This is a genomic window from Vibrio proteolyticus NBRC 13287 (assembly GCF_000467125.1).
Lineage (GTDB): Bacteria > Pseudomonadota > Gammaproteobacteria > Enterobacterales > Vibrionaceae > Vibrio > Vibrio proteolyticus.
In genome coordinates this window covers 255,774-272,688 of sequence record NZ_BATJ01000003.1, presented here as the reverse complement: position 1 = coordinate 272,688, position 16,915 = coordinate 255,774, and the positions used below count along the sequence as shown (strand labels likewise).

The following is a 16,915-nucleotide window of genomic DNA, read 5'->3' as shown; positions in this document are numbered from 1 at the left end:
CAGGGAATTACTCAAATAACGTGTCATTACCTTTAATCGCATCGCTGACTTCATCGTGGGTCAGCACGCGTTTGCCCAACTGGTCTTTGACTTGTCTGCCTAGGCCCACCAAGGCTTCGCGGTTGGCTTTGGTCTGACGTTTGCCTGCACTGCGCAAGCAGTGGTTCAGTTCGTGGTCTTCACTGAAATTGACCAGTTCTCTGTCGGTGGCCATCTTTACTCTCCTTATACTGGGGGTTGAGATCCTCTCTAAGTCTGGTTGGATACCGCTATTTTGCAAGTTACGCCAGGCGATAATTCCGCTCAGATAGCCTGCGTCTATGTTTTGTCCTGTTATCTTATTGAAAAACGTAGAGTCAGGCGTATTAGCCTGACTCCTTCTGTATCAGACCATGCGCCGCTGCGTTACCAAGGCAGGCGCTCCCCCAGATAGTTGAGAAACTGGCCGTTTTGCGTGTTGTCTGCCTGAGCAATCACGTCTGCCAAGCCTTGCGCTGAGGTGGTTGTGTCAATCAGCGCATTGGGTCCGCCCATGTCTGTTTGTACCCAGCCTGGATGCAGCGCCAGAACGGTAAACCCTTCTTCACTCAAATCGTTGCTAAGGCTTTTGACCACAGAGTTCAGTGCGGCTTTGGACGAGCGATAGAGATACCCGCCACCGGCGGTATTTTCGGTCATGCTGCCGACTTTAGAGGAGAGGCAGGCTATCTTGCGCAATGAGCCTGCTTGGAGGCGAGGATAGAGGTATTCCACCAGTTTTAACGGTGCGATGGTGTTGATTTCCAGTACCCGACGCCATTCCATTTCATCGGTATGGCCAAACCGACCACCTTTCGGCCCGTAATAACCGGCATTGTTGATCAGCAGGTCGATAGGCGGCAGTTGCGTTGCAAGCGCGGCGACTGATGGGTAATCGGTCACATCGAGTGAATGACAGTGCAGGGGGGCATGCGTTGCGGACAGGGACAGTAACTCGGTCGCTGACGCGGCCTTGCGGTAGGTGGCGTGTACTTGCCAGCCATGAGACAGGTAGTGTTTGACCAGACTTAGCCCGATGCCCCGGTTGGCGCCGGTAATAAAAACCAGACTCATAATAGACTCCGTTATCTTTGCTTGAATGTATTGTAGGTGAGCGGAGCGGGAAAGAAAAATGGCTCCGTTCACGGAGCCATTGCGATCAAATCACGCCGTTTTTGGCGTCGAGGGTGGCCTGCGCCGGTGATGTCTTATCAAACAGGATATCCATCATGGCTTTAATGCGTTTGGTGTCGTCGCCAAATTTTTCCGTATCCAGGCCATTTGGCGCTTTGAACGTTACTGTGCCGACTCGGGCGCCGTCTTTGTAAGCACTGATTTTGGCATCAGCAATGAAGGTGCGGAAATCCCAGCTCCAGCGCGAGACGTAATCCAAAGTCAGCTCATCCTGCTTTGGCTGGCTGCCATCCAGAGCCACTTTGCAGGTATAACCGTTGTCGTTGCACCACGCCAGCATAGAGGCGAGGAAGACATCGCGTGTGGCATCATCTTCAATAATGGTCATCGACTTTGTCTGGTTGGTCTCAGCGATTGCTTCACCTTCAAATTTGGGAGAGGTACAGCCGGCCATGACCAGAACTGCACCGATAACGAATAGACGTTTAAGCATCTTTTGTGTGCCTTATAGTAGTTAGAATGAGAGTTTTTTAAAAATAATAGAGGTGTTGATGCCACCGAAAGCGAAGTTGTTGCTCATCAGGTATTCCACTTCAAGCTCGCGACCGCTGCCCGTGATGTAATCCAGGTCGCCGCACTGCGCGTCCAGTTGATCCAGATTGAGCGTTGGGGAGAACCAGCCTGTGTGCATCATTTCCAGGCTGAGCCAGGCTTCAATCGCGCCGCAGGCGCCAAGCGTATGGCCGAAGTAGCTTTTTAATGAACTGATCGGCACTTTCCCCAGCGCATTGGCGGTGGCGTTACTTTCCGCAATGTCACCGCGATCCGTGGCGGTGCCGTGTGCAGACACATAACCAATCTTATCGGCTGACAGTCTGGCGTCTTTCAGCGCCATCTCCATACAGATCTGCATGGTTTCCATTTGCGGTTGGGTTACGTGGGCCGCGTCACAGTTGCTGGCAAAGCCGACGATTTCCGCATAGATGGTCGCGCCACGCGCTTTGGCGTGTTCGTATTCTTCCAGAACCAGTGTGCCGGCCCCCTCACCGATCACCAGGCCGTCGCGATCACTGTCATAAGGGCGGGGGGTACTTTTCGGCGTGTCGTTTTTTAAACTGGTTGCAAACAGGGTATCGAACACCGCAGATTCGGTTGGGCACAATTCTTCACCGCCGCCGGCGACCATCACGGTCTGATAGCCGTGCTTAATCGCTTCGTAGGCGTAGCCGATCGCCTGGCTGCCCGATGTGCAGGCGCTGCTGGTGGGGATCACGCGGCCGCGCAGGCCGAAAAACAGTCCCACGTTCACGGCGGTGGTGTGGGGCATCATCTGCACGTACGTGGTGGCCGTGATCGCCCGGGTTGATTTCTCATTCAACATCACCCCGAAGGCGCCGATGGCATCGGTACTGCCGGTTGAAGAGCCGTAAGCGATGCCGGTTTCACCGTTGGTCAGTACTTCGTGACCCAGAAGGCCGGCCTGCGCCAGCGCATTCTCGGTCGCCACCGTCGCCAGTTTGGAGACACGACCCATTCCGCGCACCTGCTTGCGCTTGTAATGTGGGGGTAACTCGAACCCGTCAACCGGTGCCGCCAGTTTGGTGTTGAGGCCTTCGTACTGTTCGTAGGAAGGCATGTACTGAGTGGCATTCTGGCAATCGCGCAATCTGGGCTCGATGCTCTGCCAGTCGTTACCAAATGCGGTCACACCGGACATGCCGGTGACAACAACCCGACGACTCATATCAGACCTCCATTGACCGAAATGACCTGGCGAGTGACGTAGCCTGCGATGTCGGACATCAGGTAACTGACCAGTCCTGCGACTTCTTCCGGTTCGCCCATTCGACGCAACGGCACCTGTGGTAACGCGTGCTCTTTGACGTGGTCGTCGACCATACCGGTATCGATCAGACCCGGTGCGACACAGTTGACGGTGATCTTGCGTTTTGCCAGTTCCAGCGCCAGCGATTTGGTGGCACCGATCACGCCGGCTTTCGCAGCACTGTAGTTGGTCTGACCGCGGTTGCCCATGATGCCGGACACCGACGCCAGCGTCACAATGCGTCCGCCTTTGCGTTTTTGTACCATAGGCATCACACATGGATGCAGCACGTTGTAAAAACTGTCGAGGTTGGTGTGGATCACTCCGTCCCATTCTTCTTCTGTCATGGCCGGAAACGCAGTATCGCGGGTAATGCCGGCGTTATTGACAACGCCGTAATAAGCACCGTGCTCGGCGATGTCGGCCTCAAGACGGCTGCGACACTCTTCACGATGACTGATGTCAAACTGAATCAAACGGCCCTGGCCGCCACGGCTGAGGATGGTCTCAAGGGTTTGTTGTGCACCGTGTTGGTCGCCCATATAGTGCACGGCGACGGTAAAGCCATCTTGAGCCAACTGAATAGCGATTGCGCGGCCAATGCCTTTACTGGCACCGGTGACGAGTACATGTCGGGTCATGCGTGACTCCTGATTTTCATTTCTTGTAATTTTTGTTCGGACGGGACATAAACATTGAGCTGGCAGGAGGCGAGCGTTGTGCCTGCCAGATCCAGTCGGGCGGTAAACACGGCCATGCCGTTATCTTCCATGACTTTTTCAGCGTAAATGTCCAGAGTTTGCCCGGCCTGAAAATGATCAACGTCACTGTGGTAACGGCGACTTCCGAGCAGGAAACCGATTGGCGGCGACTGGGACTGTTGTAACGCATGGAAACCGGACCAAGCCGCGATTGATTGCGCCATAAATTCAATGCCGACGTAGGCCGGTATTGTTCGAGTATCGGCGTGATAAAACGGGTTGTGTTCACCGATGTCGACCTGACAGTGGATACTGTCCGTCGCCACGCTGAGGGCGCGATCTATCAGTATCATTGGTTTATCGTGAGGGAGCAGGTGCTCAATTGAAGGAATACTAGTCATTGAGATAACCCAAAATAAGACTGATGTTGTTGCCACCAAAGGCAAAAGAATTGCTCAGAATGGCTTTGCGACCAAGTTTGATCTCTTGTTCCACCAACGAAATCTCAATGTCCGGTGCTTTGTGTTGGCAGCGCTGCTTCGGCAGATTGAGATCGCGGGAGAGGATATGCCAGGCGATCGCTGCTTCGGTCGCACTGGCGGCACCGAGAGTATGGCCGGTTAAATGTTTGGTTGAACTGACGGGCACGCGATCGCCAAACACCCGGAAAACCGCCTTGCTTTCCATGCTGTCATTGAGTGGCGTGGCCGTGCCGTGGGCATTGATGTAACCGATGTCCTGAGCAGTTAGCTTGGCATCCTGCAATGCTTTACGCATGGCTTGTTCGGCACCAGCGCCATCGGGATGAGGAGCAGAGATATGGTGTGCATCCGAACTGTCGCCCACGCCCAGCAGTGCCACTTTTGCGGGCGCATGGCTGAGCAACATAAAGGCTGCCGCTTCGCCAATATTGATGCCACTGCGATTGACACTGAACGGTTGGCATAATGTCGGTGACAGAGCTTCCAATCCGTTGAAGCCATTTAAGGTCAGGCGGCATACGGTATCAGCGCCGCCGACGATCACGGCATCAGCCAGCCCGGCTTGCAGCATGCGTTTGGCCGTCAGGTAGACCCGACCGCTGGAGGAGCAAGCGGTGGATATGGCGTAACAAGGGCCTTGAAGACCAAAGTATGTCGCGATGAAATCGCTTAAATTACCCAGTTCCTGTTTGCGGTAATGGTAGTCAGGCGGAAACTCGCCCGTGGCCAGCATCTGGCCATAAGCCACTTCGCCATCGGCAATCCCGGATGTACTGGTGCCGACCACCACGGCGACACGTTCGGCGCCGTACTGTTCAATCGCGGCATACACCGTGCTCTCTATCTGCTGCAATGCAGAGAGCGCCAAGCGGTTGTTGCGGGTATCAAACTGGCGTAGTGACGAAGGTATGGCGGGCAAGGCCTCGTGTACCCGGCCAATGACGGTGGGGGTATCGGTATTGAGGATCTGAGTATCCGCTTCCATGTGGTTACACATACCACTACTCAGACACTGCTTTATCCCTGTGTCTGTGTTACCCATCGCGGAGTGGAATCCGCAGCCCTGGATAAAAATCGGCTGAGAAACGTGCGTGACCATGATGATTTTCTACTGTGTAACGTCCTGGATCCGGTGATTGAGTGTCTGGATAGTAATAGTGTACTTCAACTTACGGTTGTGGAACTGAATCTCTCCGCTGAACGGATCGTGGCTTTGGTACTCGATTTCTATGACGGTATCACCGGAATTATCTAAAATGGTGCGTGTATTATTGGCATCAATCATTCGCCACTTTACTTGATTTAGTGGTTCTTCCCAAGCACTACGCGGCCAGAGCGTGATCATCAGGTTAAATAATACCTGTTCGGGTTTAGGCAGCGTATTTTCCAGACCGTTCATCACCTGTGTGTCGATCGTATTGTTCTGGTAGTTAAGCGACAGAATTCGGGTCCCCCAGGAGGAAAATCCCGCCAGCAAAACCTGCTGAGGCTTGACCTGAAGTTGGACTGGGAGTTGCTGGCTATGTTTGCCGGTGTCGTCCTGCCACTGGGCAGAAATCAATTGACTGGCCGTGACCTGATACCCCAGTTGGGCTGGTGTTGGCAAAGTCACGCGTGTGTGCGGCGCGATGTCGACCTGAGGGCCGCTGGAGTCGGCCACCAGAGCGCAGCCACTCAGCATCCACGCGAAGGCGATCAAAGCCGTGCGTTGGATAGAGCGCAAACCGATCATGAATTCTCCTTGTTAGCACGAATGGCCAGTGGTGACAGTAACCAGGCAACGAAAATGCCACTTAGCACCGTGATGCCAAAACTGTGAATGGCGTGCGTTTGACTCAGTGCCAGCAGGCCAAAAGACAGCAGTGTGGTTACCGCCGACAGGGTAATCGCCAGCAGCGTCGCGTGGCTGCGCGATTGTTCGGCGAAAAATAAGGTGTAGTCGATGCCGATACCAACGATCAGAATCAAGGCCAGCAGGTTAAACAGATTCAGAGCAGAGCCGCTTAGAGCGGTGACCGCTAAACTCGCCAGACAAGCGATCAAACAAGGCAACAGAATCTGAATCGTATGTGTCCAGCCGTAACGCTTCAGGAGTAGCAGGGCGATCACCGCAACGGCGGCAATGAGCAGTTCCATGACTTTAACCCGGTACTGGGCAAACAATGCTGAGATGTCTTCGGCTTTATCCAGGTAAGTGAGGCCCGCGCTGTTTTCTGCGTAGATTCTGATCACTGACGCATCGCGCACATCGCGCAGCATCACAACCGCAGCGGCCTGACCATCAATCTGCCCCAGATAAAGAAAACGCAGCGGATCCGCAACCGGCTGAGACAGATATTGTTGCAACGATACAGCACGAAAGCCTGCAGGGAGACTGGGCGTATCCGACCATTTGAGCTGTTTGGCGAGCTGGGGGGCGTAATCGGTGTACAGCCGGCCAATCAGATGATGATCCTGCTGCTGACGTGACCGCGAACCCAGGTATTGGCTGAGACTCTGGTAACCACCGAGAATGTGTTGTGTCTGCCACTGTTGAAGTTGTGGATCCAGTGACTCCAGCGCTTGCATCAGGGACTCATCGTTATCGGCACTGACCACTAACATCTGCTGCGAAGCCTTCATGCCGGTGATATCGGCGATGTGAGTTTCCTGCTGCTTGAGGTTGTCTGGCATGGCTTGAAGCTGGCGGATATCGTCGTTGTAGCGGACCTGCGTCAGCGCCAGCGCGCTGACCCCCAGCACAGTGAGCGGTAACCCATATTTCAGTGCTGGTTTTGACCACAGACCTAACCACCATTGCCAGACTGACTGTGCCGGCAACGCTCTGGCGCTCATGGGTTTGGCCGCCAGCCACGGATACCAGGCGACCACCGTCATGTACGCGGCGCTCAGGCCAATCGCAGAAAACAGAGCCAGTTGTTGCAGGCCGGGAAATGGCGCGACCAACAGGCCTAAGTAACCGATCAGGCTGGTGAGCAGGCCAAAAGTGATCGCGGCCATGATGTGCTTCAATCCGGTGATACTGTTCCATTTTGGGCCGGCCGCCAGGCGATCGGTCAGGTAGTGAAAAGCATAGTCGATAGAGACGCCAATCAGACTGGCACCAAACACCAGGCTGAACAGGTGGATTTTGCCAAACAGCCAGTTTGTGACTGCCATCGCGACGACTAAGCCGACCGAAATCGACAGCAGAGCGAGTGACAGCGGGGTCAGGCTGCGAAAGACCAATGCGATCAGAAGTACAATGCCGAGCAACGAATAGAGCCCGATGGTACTGATTTCCGATTTCGCGCTCTGGGTACCGAAACTGGCGTAAAACAACACGCCGCTGTGTAAGGTGTCGACCTGGTAGTCCTGCCGGAGAAGGGCCTCTATCTGCTCAATCTCCGGCACCGCTTGTTGCGCGGCCATACTGTAAGGGGACTGGCGAAGTTCTGCGCTGACTAAGACATAGAGCTGACCTTCCTGCCGCGTGGTGAGAAAGCCGTCGTGGAATTTGAACTGAGATGAACCGGCAGTGAGTTGGTTCAGGTAGTCACGAAACAACAGGAACGGATCGTTTTTCAGCTCCTCGCTGGTGACGCCTGAAAATGGGTTATACAGCGATTGTATCACTTTGGTGAGCTGCGCTTGTGGGGATTGAGTCAGGCGCTGGCGCTGTTCTTCGGTCAGTTGCTGAAAGCGGTGTTGAAAATAGTAGCTGGCCCATTGAGCCTGCTGATCAGCATCAATACGGGCGGTGATGGTGGCAAAGTAGCCGCTCTGTTTCAGGCGGGCGCCTAGAGTGTCGGCCGCTTGGTACACTGATGCGTCTTCTGTCCCGGTCAGGACAAACACCACTTTGTCGCTCAGGCTGGTGGTGACATTATCGAAAGCCTGTTCAGCCAGCGGGTTCTGCTGGTTCTTGGGCAGCAGTTTGAGGATGTCGGTTTCAATTGGCGCCTGAGCGGAAAAAGCCCACTGCTTTGTGAGTAAAGCGAGGCACAGAGTCACCAGAATCAACCACCATACTGCGATTCGGCGGCCACCTAGCCCGGAATCAGAAATCAAACTGGGTTTGCTCGGCATCACTCAGTGTCTCGGGCTGATGGGTTTGATGATGGAATTGGATACGGGTGTTATCCCCGCGCAGCTCTTGCAGCGTCAACTGTTCGATGTCCGTTTGGCCGGACAACGTGATGCGCTGAAATACTTTATCGAGTGGCGCTTGTTTCGGAGTGAGTATGAGCACCCACTGACCATTTTCAACGTGAAAACTCAGCTCAAACTGCTGTTTGAGCACCGCGGTATCGCCATGAAACACCGCGAGGAACACGCGCGTAAAGTAAAACGCCATCGGGTTGTCCTGCGCCGTGACCACTTGCGGGCTTTGGTCAGCAAACGTCTGCTGCAACTTATCTTCGGTCAGCACCAGGTTGACCGGAAACGGTGTGGTTTGTTGCCACAACAGGCCATATTTTTTGTCGAGCACAAACTGGCCGGACGATTCCAGTGGCTGGTCGAACATGGCAATCTCACGCTGCTGAGTAAACTCACCGCGCACGATGTTGTGTTGTGCCAATTGGTGCTGCAAAGACATCAGATCGGTGACCTGTGCCAGACAAAGTGGTGACAGCAGTAAGGCCATCAAGGTGAGGATCATTCGCATTGATTGTCCCCGCCATTCTGGTGCCATTGCTCGACCTTATCGGTGAACACTTTCGGTGAGACGAAACACATTTCCTGTTCTGTGATCGTTACGGCGACTTGTGTGGTATGGGCTTTACACATCCGTTGTCCGGTGTCGGCGTCTGAGATCAGGTAATCCACCCGCAGACGGTTTTCCCATTCGGTCAGTGTGGCTTTAACACGAATTGCGTGGTTAAACGGGATCGCTTTGACGTATTTTACCCGGGTGTCAATGATAGGCCACATGTAACCCGAGGCATTCATCGCCAGATAACCGTAGCCAATTTTGTCCATCATCACCCGACGCGCTTCTTCAAAAAAACGGAAGTAGTTGCCGTGGTAGATCACGCCCATCGGATCGGCGTCCTGAAACGAGGTGGTTAGCGTCACCTCAGCTTCCAGTGGGTATACGATCGCTTGGTTCATCGTCGCTCCGTTTAAAAGTTAAGGGTACAGGGCCCAGTGCTGTGACTGAATGCGAGCGATGAAGTGGCGCAGATCGTCTTCCAGCGGACGATCTTCCGTCACAAAATCAAACTCACTCAGCACCGCGTCGCGGATCATGGTCAGGTTGTCACTCATATGCTGCACATCCAACTGGTTGTCCCGGCGACGAAGCTCAAGAGCCTGCGTGGCGGCCAGCAATGAGGCGGCGGCGACTTGTTCGGTCAGCTCCAGTACGCGCAGGCAGTCGCGAGCCGCGATGGTGCCCATACTGACTTTGTCCTGATTGTGGCATTCGGTGGAGCGGGAGAACACGCTCGCTGGCATGGTGTGTTTCAGCGCTTCGGCGGTCCAGGCGGAAACGCCAATCTGCACCGCTTTGAATCCGTGGTTGATCGGTTTACGTGACCCTTGTGCGCCGGTGAGGTTAAACGGCAAACCATTATTGAACTTGTAATCCATCAACTGGGCCATCTGACGATCGAGTAGATCGGCCAGGTTCGCGATACCGGTTTTTAAGGTGTCCATCGCCATGGCAATGTGGCCGCCGTAAAAATGGCCGCCGTGGAGCACCCGTTCGTTGTCGCCGTCAATGATCGGGTTGTCGTTGGCACTGTTGAGTTCATTTTCGATCATCTGACGCAGCCACGGCAGAGAATCCTGTACTACGCCGATCACGTGAGGGGCACAGCGTAGCGAGTAGCGATCCTGCAGGCGATCACTGTTGCGTGGTGGCCGTTCTGCTTTGAGATCGTCACGCAGCCAGGCGGCGATTTGTTGCTGGCCCGGGTGTGGTTTCACCGCGAACAGTGCCGCGTCAAAATGAAAGTCATTGCCGTGCATGGCCACCGAAACCATGGCGGTAATTTTGGTGCACAGCTGCGCCAGATACTCGGCGCGCTGATAGGCCAGACAGGCGAGGGCCGTCATCACCGAGGTGCCGTTCATCAGTGCTAACCCTTCTTTGGGTTTGAGTTTGATCGGCGCAATACCGAGCTGGGCAAATACCTCTGCTGTTGGACGAACTTCGCCTTTGTACAGAACGTCACGTTCCCCAATGAGGGCTGCCGCCAGATAGGAGAGAGGCGTCAGGTCGCCGCTGGCACCAACCGACCCTTCCTGAGGAATCCGCGGTGCGATGTCCTGATTGATCAGGGTGATAATCTGATTCAATAAATCATGCGAGACGCCGGATACGCCCTGGGCCAAAGAACACAAGCGCGTCGCCAGCACGGCTCGGGCCTGCTGGTGTGACAACACGTCGCCCAGCCCGCAGCCGTGGAAACGGGTTAAATGTAAAGGCAACTCGTCCACCAGCTCTGGTGGGATCGCTACAGTACAAGAGTCGCCATAGCCCGTGGTCACGCCGTAGATCACGCCTTCCTCTTTCAGCAGACGCTCAAGAAATGCGACGCCACGGTCAATACGAGCCAAAAACTCCGGTGAGGCGTTGAGACGGGCTGAGGCGCCATTGGCGATAGCGACTACGTCTTCAATGGTCAGGCGATCGGCGCCGAAAGTAATGTTGTCAGTTTGCGTCGTCATGGTGCTGATTACTTAAAGTCCAAAAATTAAAAAAATTGTACCACTGCAGCGGAGCTTTCAGGGTGTAATGTTGTAGCCGGTCGGCGTACTGCTGTACCACCGCCTGCAGTGCGATTTGGCGTTCTTTTCTGGGTAAGACAAGCTTTTCGCAAAATTGCTCAAAATAAACATCAAAGTGAGGTGTGTCACGGGTATCGTCACGCAGGCCAAACAGCAGATAGACTGGCGCTTTAAGCACGGCCGCGAGCATAAAAGGGCCTTGTGGGAAGGGCGCCGGTTTGCCAAGGAAGTCTGCCCATACCGAGCGACTCTCTTTGCTGGTGGAGGTTCGATCGCCAACAATCACCACCCATTCACCTTGTTCGATTTTCTGCTGGAGTAGAATCGCAGTGTCCGGCCCCATGGAGCTGACCTGAATCAGATTGAGCTCAGAGTTGGGGTTAACGGCTTTCATCACCTGGTTGAAGCGCTCTGCGTGCTCGGTGAACACCAGAGCATTGATTTTGACTTGTGAATGGCGTCTTCCTAGTGCCCGGCACAACTCCAGATTGCCCAGATGAGAGCCGAGGATCACCAGGCCTTCCTGACGCTCAACCATGGCATCGAAGTGCTCCTGACCATGGATGGTCAGGTTGTCGGCCGAAAAGTCCCCTTTCCACGCGGCCAGTTTGTCCAGCATGGTATGGCCGAAAGACAGCAGATGGTGATAGCTATCCAGTGGCTGTGGCAGCGTGATGTTGTGTTGTTGTCCGTAGTGGCGCAATTGTGCCAGATATTGTTCAGAGGCTTGTCTGGCTTGCTTGCCTGTCAGGTGGTAGTAACGGATGACGCCTTGGAGGATCAGGTTAAAGGAGCGTCGTCCCAGCAAGGCATACACGGCCAGCATGACTTTAATGCCGACTATGGTGCCGCGTTCTCGGCGTCGTGACCAGTGCGGGCTGCCATCAGTTGCATCATGGCGATGGCGTGCCAGTAAACGAGGTATGCGTGGCAGCATGCCGAAAAACAGCCGGGTATGCATCCAGCTGATTTTGACGTTGTCCCACAGCGCGTCGAAGTGCGAAATACCGCCCTGAGGGTAGATGACCCGGGTATCGACGAAATCGATCTCTGTGCCTTCCCAATACATGCGCACCAGGATTTCGATGTCAAAATCCATCCGGCTGCCAATCCGGTAACGGTCCAGCACCTGAACGGTTTGATTGACCGGATAGCAGCGAAACCCACACATGCTGTCTTTGATCGACAGTGACAGCGTCTCTATCCAGACCCAAATATGGGTCGCGTAGCGGCCATACAGACGCGCTTTGGGCACGCTGTCATCATACACCGGCTGGCCGGAAATCAGATGCTCTGGGTGACGCTGAGCGGCATCTATCAGCTTTGGCAGGGCTTCGATATCGTGCTGACCATCGGCGTCGATTTGAATCACATGGGTAAAGCCGAGCGCTTGTGCCTGACGGATCCCTGCCATAACAGCGCCGCCTTTTCCCTGGTTTGTTATCAGGGGTAATAGGTGGACGTTCTCACGCTCGGCTACGTGTTTCAGAGCCTGTTGAGTTGGGAGATTGCTGCCATCGTCGACGAGTAAAATGGGGTAACAAAAAGGCTCGAGCGACGTCACGACCGCAGCGACTGTGCTGCCGTGGTTGTAACAGGGAATCACAAAGCAGGGCAGAAACTCACTCACTTGGCGCTCCCAGTTTCATTTTCCCCGACGAGTGCACAATCTCTTCGCCGCCTCGGGTCGATGTGTAGCGGAAGGTCAGTTTTTGCCGTGCCTCATCCCAGTGGAGCGTCAGACACATCGTCATATCGGGCAGAATCGGTTCTTGAAACTTGATCACTTCCATTCCTTTAAATGCACTCGGCGTTGCCAGATATTGCATCGCGTAATGCAGGGCCCAGTCGATCTGAGTGACCCCGGGCAGCAGAGGAAAGTGGTTAAAGTGACCACGGAAATCGAGAATGTCGGCGTCAGCCCGCAGCGTTAGGGTCGCGGCAGGCGGTTGAATGTCTGTACTGATGATAGTGGGTTTTCTTTGAACCATAACTGTTTGGCGGTTAGCTCTCTCGAAAAAGGTGTTCAATGTCGGCAATTTGCCTTTTGCCCTGGCTGTTGAGCGGAATACTGTCCACGATTCTGAAACGGCGCGGGACGGCGATGGGTTCCAGCCAGCGACGCAACTGAGCGCGCAGAGCCAGCCAGAATTTACCTTTGCCGAGCGTGTTGAGGTCGTGTTGTCCGGCTTCGGACAGCACAATCACCGAGACCAGTGTCAGCCGTTCGCCTTCTTGCATCGGTATGACCACGGCCTCACTAACGCCATTCAATTGCTCGACACGTTGTTCGACTTCCGTCAGCGATACCCGTTTTTCTTCTATTTTAATGATACGGTCGGTGCGACCACGCAGCTCAAACGTTACTGTATCATGGAAATAACATTCGTCGGCGGTCTGATACCAGTGGTGCGGGTCAATATGCGGTGAGCGCAGCCGCAGGCAGCGTTCGCTGTTGAGTTCCGCCTGGACGCCCGGGAACAGTCTCCACGGCTGGCTGGCGGTGAATTGCTGGCGGTGGGCGATGCCTCCGGTTTCGGTACTGCCATACACTTCCTGCGGGTAATGGCCGAACAGGCGCCTGGCATGTTCGGCAGCCGCATTCGACAACGGCCCGCCAGAGGAAAACAGCTGGCGCAACGGTTGGGCATGATGTTCTTCACTCAGACGTTTCAGCAGCGCCGGGCTGCTGACCAGGGTGGTCTGTTCGTTGGCATGGGTAATAACCTGCTCAGGAAATTCCAGATTAAATGCAGCAAAAGCGCGTCCGGCGCACAATGGCCACAGCAAACGGAACAGCAAGCCATAAATGTGCTGGTGTGAAACGGTGCTCTCAATGCGAGTGCCGTGCAGCGTGGCTCCCCACAGCGACTGTAAAATCGTAATTTCAACATCCAGTTGTTCCAGGCTCTTGTGAATCGCTTTCGGCGTACCACTGGAGCCTGAAGTAAACAGCACCAGTTGGAGCTCTTCCAGTGCAAGCCTGGGCCAGTTTGGCGCGGTTTGGTTTTGTTGGATCGCGATCTCGAACGCGTCAGTCTGAGCCGGAATGCTCAGACTGGCATCGTGCAGCATTAAGTCGAATTGTGCTGACAATTCCTCTAGGGCCGCGGGTTGGCTGTTCCCCGGCAGAACCAGCGTTTTCCCTGCATACGCACAGGCAAGGAATCCCACCGCAAAGCGGTAGCTGTCATCGCAGCACAGGGCAATCCGTTGAGCAGAATGGGTGCTCAATCGACGGTGAAGAGCGGCGACATCCTGATTCAGTGTCTGCCAGTCGTATACCCGATCGGAAGCAAACGCCACCGGCCAGTCTGCGGGCCGCGCACGGCTGAGCAAATCGGCTAAGGAGTGAAAGGTCACATCAATGGTGCTCATGGTTGTTTGGGATCCTTACGTACGACTTGTCTGATGATCCATTCGAGGGCGAACAGGCCGCCTGCCAGCAGGTAACTGATCAGGCCGTTATACACTGTCCAGACTTCGAGTGGCTGAAAACAGGTATACAGCGCGATGCCGCCGTTAACGATAAAGAACCCGCACCAGACTTTGGTCACCTTGCGGGTATAGGCGACACCGCTGGCTGGCAGGTTGGGTTCCTGCAGGCGGGCCAGTCGTTCAATCAAAGTTTGGGGTTGTTTCAGACTTAAGGCAAAAACGGCGAACATACAGGCATTGACCACCACCGGATAAAACGTTAGCCAGCCATGCTGTTTAAACAGCACTCCCAGCGTGATCAACATGATGCCAGTGAGGCCGCTGATCCAGCCGAGTTGTCTGAGCGCTTTCAGTTTGGCCTGACCGGCAGCCAGGATTCGGATCACAAACATGGTGATCAGCATCAGCGCCATGACGCTCAGACCAAACTTATCAATGCCGAAATAAACGGCAAACGGATACGCAAGCAGGACAATTGCAGACAAGGCTGTCAGCAATTGACGCATCAGTTGTCCTTGAGCAGCTCTGTCACGGCGTTGACGACATCGTCAACGGTGCGAACGGTGCTGAACTCAGCCGGTTTGATTTTTTTTCCGGTTACATTCTGTAGGTGCACCACTAGATCCACGGCATCAATGCTGTCCAGATCGAGATCCTGATACAGGTGAGCGTCCGGGGTGATGTCCGCGGCGTCAATTTCAAACAGCTCTACCAGAGCGCTTTGTACTTGTTGAAATACTTGTTCTTTGTTTACGTCAGTCATAATGCTACCTGTGAATTACTCACCGGTTTGAGAGGAAATGTACTTAGCCAGATTCGCCACAGACGCGAAATGCTCGCGCGTGTTGGCATCATCGGAGTCAATCACAATGTTGAAGCGTTTCTTGATCGCCAGACCAAGCTCGAGTGCATCAATAGAATCCAGACCCAGGCCGTCACCAAAAAGTGGGGCGTCAGTCTCAATATCCTCGATAGTAAGATCTTCAAGGTTCAGAGCGTCAATAATTAATTGTTTGATTTCGTTATGTAATTTTTCCACTGGGACCTGCTTATAACTATGGGGTTTCTGGAAATAAAGTGTCCGACAGGTGGCGCTGTAAATGACGCGCCGCCACTGTTGGGCTGGTAGTTTGCTCTATAAACGGTTTCACCTCAACTTTCTCCTTTACTTCTATGTGGAAAAAAGGCCGGGTCGGTGGCACCTGATACCATTTTTTTTCTTTGGTCAGAAAACTCGGTGTAACGCTAATGTGCACTATACGCAGATCGCGTTGTGTCCGCACCGCGATCTGGGCCGCACCACGCTGCAGTTTAGAGTCCTGGCCTGGTGTCGTGCGCGTACCCTCGGGAAACACCAGTAGTACGTTACCCTGAGCGAAGCGTTGTTCACACAAAGTCAGCAGATCGTCTGGCGCTTCGTTTGGAATGTAACCGGCGGCCTTAACGATATGTTTCATGAATGGGTTTGACCAAATTGCCGCTTTCACCAGGCAATCGCATTGCTTCAATTGCGAGGCGATCAAAACATAATCAATCAGGCTGGGATGATTGGCGACAATTAAGCAGCCGGTGTCACTGGCTAATACATCGGCACCCGTAATTTGATAATTAATTGCGCCGCTGTACTTCATTAATTTACAGAAAAGATGAAAAGTAATTTGAATTAAGCGTTGCACCCGATATTCACGGCGAGTTTTATCGAACGTTATCAGGTGAATAAGTGGAATTAATATAAAGCTCAGTACCAGGCCGCCCAAGCCAAAAATAGTAAAACAAAACCCGGTCGCAAATACACGCCAGTATTGATCTAATCGATTCATTGTCGTTGCCACACCCAGTTTTGTCGCGGAGCCTGAATGATCCATTGCGTTTGGCCGGTGAGAAACTGGCGCAGAAAGCTCAGCCCCTGGGGCAGTATAGCCGTGTCATTTTCTGCCGGATAAGCCGTCATCGAAAACTGCTCACCAGCAGACAAAATGAGCCCCAGACTGAAGCCGAGGTAATCCATGGTTTCAAACGTCTGGTAGTGCGGAGGCAGCGGTTCATCAAAATCGACCAACAGCACTTTGTGATGCGGATTCTCGGCCAGGTACAGCCAAGCATCAAGCAAGGCGCTCTGAAAAGTATTGTCACCCGCGGCAATGGAGGTCAGAGGGATGGGCTGTTTCGTTGCGATGGTCGCCAACCCGGCGGCAGTATTGTGCACCGATTGAGAAAACGCCATCGGGGAGGCTTCCTCGCCAGCCAGAATGGCTGAGACCAACTTGATGCTGCGGTGCAATTCGCCGTGACGACTGGAAAAAACGATGTAATCAATATCGTTACGTTGCAGCAGCGAGACTGCGGTCTGAACCGCCAGTTTGCTTAACGTGCTCATTCGGCGACGCATCATGGCCGGAATGGCTGAGGTATCAATGTCGCCGTTTTCCGGCCAGATTTGCTTATCTGCCCACGCCTGCCAATCCTGAGGCGTGCTCAGGCCAGAGGAATTTGCCATCCAAGCATTGATATTTAATGACAATTTCTGTTGAGGATTTGACATAAGATATTGAATTGTTTTTTTTACGGCTAAATACTATGGCTGCTCACTAATGACAGAT

20 protein-coding genes are annotated in these 16,915 nt (G+C 53.9%); all 20 read right to left on the bottom strand.

From position 1 onward, the window contains the following. Positions 1-7: 7 nt before the first annotated feature. The 20 genes from VPR01S_RS05565 to VPR01S_RS05470 all read right to left on the bottom strand — a co-directional run bounded on the left by VPR01S_RS05565 (position 8) and on the right by VPR01S_RS05470 (position 16,857). The gene (locus tag VPR01S_RS05565) at positions 8-214 is read right to left on the bottom strand and encodes a hypothetical protein (RefSeq protein ID WP_021704334.1); all 207 of its coding nucleotides are present in this window, start codon (positions 212-214) and stop codon (positions 8-10) included. A gap of 191 nt (positions 215-405) precedes the next feature. Then, on the bottom strand, positions 406-1,092 hold the full coding sequence (locus VPR01S_RS05560) for an SDR family oxidoreductase (protein WP_021704333.1): 687 nt from the start codon (positions 1,090-1,092) through the stop codon (positions 406-408). Positions 1,093-1,177: 85 nt separating this feature from the next. Further along, on the bottom strand, positions 1,178-1,645 hold the full coding sequence (locus VPR01S_RS05555) for an Sbal_3080 family lipoprotein (RefSeq protein ID WP_021704332.1): 468 nt from the start codon (positions 1,643-1,645) through the stop codon (positions 1,178-1,180). 21 nt (positions 1,646-1,666) lie between these two features. Then, positions 1,667-2,896 (bottom strand): beta-ketoacyl-ACP synthase, encoded by a 1,230-nt coding sequence (locus VPR01S_RS05550; RefSeq protein ID WP_021704331.1) that lies wholly within the window; start codon positions 2,894-2,896, stop codon positions 1,667-1,669. After that, positions 2,893-3,618, bottom strand: a complete 726-nt coding sequence (locus tag VPR01S_RS05545; RefSeq protein WP_021704330.1) for a 3-ketoacyl-ACP reductase FabG2 — start codon at positions 3,616-3,618, stop codon at positions 2,893-2,895. Before VPR01S_RS05545 ends, VPR01S_RS05550 begins: the two co-directional genes overlap by 4 nt. After that, positions 3,615-4,079, bottom strand: coding sequence for a hotdog family protein (locus tag VPR01S_RS05540; protein ID WP_021704329.1), 465 nt, complete (start codon positions 4,077-4,079; stop codon positions 3,615-3,617). Before VPR01S_RS05540 ends, VPR01S_RS05545 begins: the two co-directional genes overlap by 4 nt. Then, positions 4,072-5,259: a beta-ketoacyl-[acyl-carrier-protein] synthase family protein gene (locus VPR01S_RS05535; protein WP_021704328.1), complete on the bottom strand. Its 1,188-nt coding sequence runs from the start codon at positions 5,257-5,259 to the stop codon at positions 4,072-4,074. The genes VPR01S_RS05540 and VPR01S_RS05535 overlap by 8 nt, the downstream gene beginning before the upstream one ends. A gap of 9 nt (positions 5,260-5,268) precedes the next feature. After that, a complete protein-coding gene (locus tag VPR01S_RS05530) occupies positions 5,269-5,892 on the bottom strand; it encodes a DUF3261 domain-containing protein (protein WP_021704327.1) in 624 nt (207 codons plus the stop codon). Continuing rightward, positions 5,889-8,228: an MMPL family transporter gene (locus VPR01S_RS05525; protein ID WP_040902283.1), complete on the bottom strand. Its 2,340-nt coding sequence runs from the start codon at positions 8,226-8,228 to the stop codon at positions 5,889-5,891. The genes VPR01S_RS05530 and VPR01S_RS05525 overlap by 4 nt, the downstream gene beginning before the upstream one ends. After that, positions 8,200-8,835 (bottom strand): outer membrane lipoprotein carrier protein LolA, encoded by a 636-nt coding sequence (locus tag VPR01S_RS05520; RefSeq protein ID WP_425585296.1) that lies wholly within the window; start codon positions 8,833-8,835, stop codon positions 8,200-8,202. The genes VPR01S_RS05525 and VPR01S_RS05520 overlap by 29 nt, the downstream gene beginning before the upstream one ends. Further along, positions 8,799-9,254 (bottom strand): acyl-CoA thioesterase, encoded by a 456-nt coding sequence (locus VPR01S_RS05515; RefSeq protein ID WP_021704324.1) that lies wholly within the window; start codon positions 9,252-9,254, stop codon positions 8,799-8,801. The genes VPR01S_RS05520 and VPR01S_RS05515 overlap by 37 nt, the downstream gene beginning before the upstream one ends. 18 nt (positions 9,255-9,272) lie before the next feature. Continuing rightward, positions 9,273-10,817, bottom strand: coding sequence for an HAL/PAL/TAL family ammonia-lyase (locus tag VPR01S_RS05510; RefSeq protein ID WP_021704323.1), 1,545 nt, complete (start codon positions 10,815-10,817; stop codon positions 9,273-9,275). Next, positions 10,801-12,507 (bottom strand): glycosyltransferase family 2 protein, encoded by a 1,707-nt coding sequence (locus VPR01S_RS05505; RefSeq protein ID WP_021704322.1) that lies wholly within the window; start codon positions 12,505-12,507, stop codon positions 10,801-10,803. Before VPR01S_RS05505 ends, VPR01S_RS05510 begins: the two co-directional genes overlap by 17 nt. After that, positions 12,500-12,868, bottom strand: coding sequence for an ApeI family dehydratase (locus tag VPR01S_RS05500; RefSeq protein ID WP_021704321.1), 369 nt, complete (start codon positions 12,866-12,868; stop codon positions 12,500-12,502). The genes VPR01S_RS05505 and VPR01S_RS05500 overlap by 8 nt, the downstream gene beginning before the upstream one ends. A 13-nt stretch (positions 12,869-12,881) precedes the next feature. Then, a complete protein-coding gene (locus VPR01S_RS05495) occupies positions 12,882-14,255 on the bottom strand; it encodes an AMP-binding protein (RefSeq protein WP_021704320.1) in 1,374 nt (457 codons plus the stop codon). Further along, entirely contained in the window at positions 14,252-14,821 is a 570-nt protein-coding gene (locus VPR01S_RS05490; protein WP_021704319.1) for a COG4648 family protein, read from the bottom strand. Before VPR01S_RS05490 ends, VPR01S_RS05495 begins: the two co-directional genes overlap by 4 nt. Next, on the bottom strand, positions 14,821-15,078 hold the full coding sequence (locus VPR01S_RS05485; protein WP_021704318.1) for an acyl carrier protein: 258 nt from the start codon (positions 15,076-15,078) through the stop codon (positions 14,821-14,823). The genes VPR01S_RS05490 and VPR01S_RS05485 overlap by 1 nt, the downstream gene beginning before the upstream one ends. Before the next feature lie 15 nt (positions 15,079-15,093). Beyond that, entirely contained in the window at positions 15,094-15,354 is a 261-nt protein-coding gene (locus VPR01S_RS05480; RefSeq protein ID WP_021704317.1) for a phosphopantetheine-binding protein, read from the bottom strand. A 16-nt stretch (positions 15,355-15,370) separates the two neighbouring features. After that, positions 15,371-16,135, bottom strand: coding sequence for a lysophospholipid acyltransferase family protein (locus tag VPR01S_RS05475; protein WP_021704316.1), 765 nt, complete (start codon positions 16,133-16,135; stop codon positions 15,371-15,373). Beyond that, complete coding sequence (locus VPR01S_RS05470; protein WP_021704315.1) at positions 16,132-16,857, bottom strand: beta-ketoacyl synthase chain length factor; 726 nt, start codon at positions 16,855-16,857, stop codon at positions 16,132-16,134. Before VPR01S_RS05470 ends, VPR01S_RS05475 begins: the two co-directional genes overlap by 4 nt. Positions 16,858-16,915 lie beyond the last annotated feature (58 nt).

Coding starts and splice junctions, on each gene's coding strand:
- VPR01S_RS05530 (WP_021704327.1), bottom strand. CDS start 5,892: ATGATCGGTTTGCGCTCTATCCAACGCACGGCTTTGATCGCCTTCGCG.
- VPR01S_RS05475 (WP_021704316.1), bottom strand. CDS start 16,135: ATGAATCGATTAGATCAATACTGGCGTGTATTTGCGACCGGGTTTTGT.
- VPR01S_RS05565 (WP_021704334.1), bottom strand. CDS start 214: ATGGCCACCGACAGAGAACTGGTCAATTTCAGTGAAGACCACGAACTG.
- VPR01S_RS05515 (WP_021704324.1), bottom strand. CDS start 9,254: ATGAACCAAGCGATCGTATACCCACTGGAAGCTGAGGTGACGCTAACC.
- VPR01S_RS05550 (WP_021704331.1), bottom strand. CDS start 2,896: ATGAGTCGTCGGGTTGTTGTCACCGGCATGTCCGGTGTGACCGCATTT.
- VPR01S_RS05555 (WP_021704332.1), bottom strand. CDS start 1,645: ATGCTTAAACGTCTATTCGTTATCGGTGCAGTTCTGGTCATGGCCGGC.
- VPR01S_RS05500 (WP_021704321.1), bottom strand. CDS start 12,868: ATGGTTCAAAGAAAACCCACTATCATCAGTACAGACATTCAACCGCCT.
- VPR01S_RS05535 (WP_021704328.1), bottom strand. CDS start 5,259: ATGGTCACGCACGTTTCTCAGCCGATTTTTATCCAGGGCTGCGGATTC.
- VPR01S_RS05485 (WP_021704318.1), bottom strand. CDS start 15,078: ATGACTGACGTAAACAAAGAACAAGTATTTCAACAAGTACAAAGCGCT.
- VPR01S_RS05525 (WP_040902283.1), bottom strand. CDS start 8,228: ATGCCGAGCAAACCCAGTTTGATTTCTGATTCCGGGCTAGGTGGCCGC.
- VPR01S_RS05470 (WP_021704315.1), bottom strand. CDS start 16,857: ATGTCAAATCCTCAACAGAAATTGTCATTAAATATCAATGCTTGGATG.
- VPR01S_RS05490 (WP_021704319.1), bottom strand. CDS start 14,821: ATGCGTCAATTGCTGACAGCCTTGTCTGCAATTGTCCTGCTTGCGTAT.
- VPR01S_RS05510 (WP_021704323.1), bottom strand. CDS start 10,817: ATGACGACGCAAACTGACAACATTACTTTCGGCGCCGATCGCCTGACC.
- VPR01S_RS05540 (WP_021704329.1), bottom strand. CDS start 4,079: ATGACTAGTATTCCTTCAATTGAGCACCTGCTCCCTCACGATAAACCA.
- VPR01S_RS05560 (WP_021704333.1), bottom strand. CDS start 1,092: ATGAGTCTGGTTTTTATTACCGGCGCCAACCGGGGCATCGGGCTAAGT.
- VPR01S_RS05545 (WP_021704330.1), bottom strand. CDS start 3,618: ATGACCCGACATGTACTCGTCACCGGTGCCAGTAAAGGCATTGGCCGC.
- VPR01S_RS05495 (WP_021704320.1), bottom strand. CDS start 14,255: ATGAGCACCATTGATGTGACCTTTCACTCCTTAGCCGATTTGCTCAGC.
- VPR01S_RS05520 (WP_425585296.1), bottom strand. CDS start 8,835: ATGGCACCAGAATGGCGGGGACAATCAATGCGAATGATCCTCACCTTG.